The 885-nt window shown below is 64.7% G+C and carries 1 protein-coding gene; it reads left to right on the plus strand.

Going from position 1 to position 885, the window contains the following annotated elements; translation table 11 throughout:
• Positions 1 to 885 (plus strand): IS3 family transposase (locus tag ABD120_RS39170; protein ID WP_343955516.1); only part of this gene is annotated, 885 nt, incomplete at both ends.

Consider the following 885-nt stretch of genomic DNA (forward strand, 5'->3'; position numbering starts at 1 on the left):
GCCCCTCGCGTCGCCGTGCCTGCATCGACCATGTTCGCTCGGTTCTGCCGAAGCGCGTGTCGGAGCGCCGGGTATGCCTCGTGCTTGGGCAGCATCGCTCCACGCAGCGGCGTATTCCTCGCGGCCGGGACGACGAGCAGCAACTGACCGAGGACATCGTTGCACTGGCCCGCCGCTATGGCCGCTACGGCTATCGCAAGATCGCCGAGCTTCTGCGCAGCCAGATGGGCTGGGTGGTCAACGACAAGCGGGTCGAGCGCATCTGGCGGCAAGAGGGGCTGAAGGTTCCAGCCAAACAACCGAAGAAAGGCCGGCTCTGGCTCGCCGACGGATCATGCATCCGCCTGCGCGCCGAGCGGCCCAACCATGTCTGGTCCTACGACTTCGTCGAGGACCGCACTCATGACGGAAGGAAGTACCGCATGCTTAACGTGATCGACGAGTTCACGCATGAGGCGCTGGCGATCCGCATCGATCGCAAGCTCAACTCCACCGACGTCATCGACGTCCTGTCCGACCTGTTCATCCTGCGCGGCGTGCCTGAGCACATCCGTTCCGACAACGGCCCGGAGTTCATCGCCACGGCCGTGCAGGACTGGATCACCGCCGTCGGGGCGAAGACTGCCTACATCGCACCCGGAAGCCCATGGGAGAATGGCTACATCGAGAGCTTCAATGCTCGCCTGCGCGACGAACTCCTCGACGGCGAGATCTTCTACACGCTCAAAGAGGCCAGGATCATCGTGGAAAGCTGGCGTCGGCATTACAAAACCGTGCGTCCGCATGGATCGCTCGGCTACAAGCCGCCGGCGCCGGAGGTCTTCATCCCGGCATTCGCGCGGGCGGCCCTGCAACCCCAACCAGCGATGCCGCCCGCGCTGGCGC

Origin of the sequence: Nonomuraea longicatena (genome assembly GCF_039525605.1) — a bacterium.
Taxonomy (GTDB): domain Bacteria; phylum Actinomycetota; class Actinomycetes; order Streptosporangiales; family Streptosporangiaceae; genus Nonomuraea; species Nonomuraea longicatena.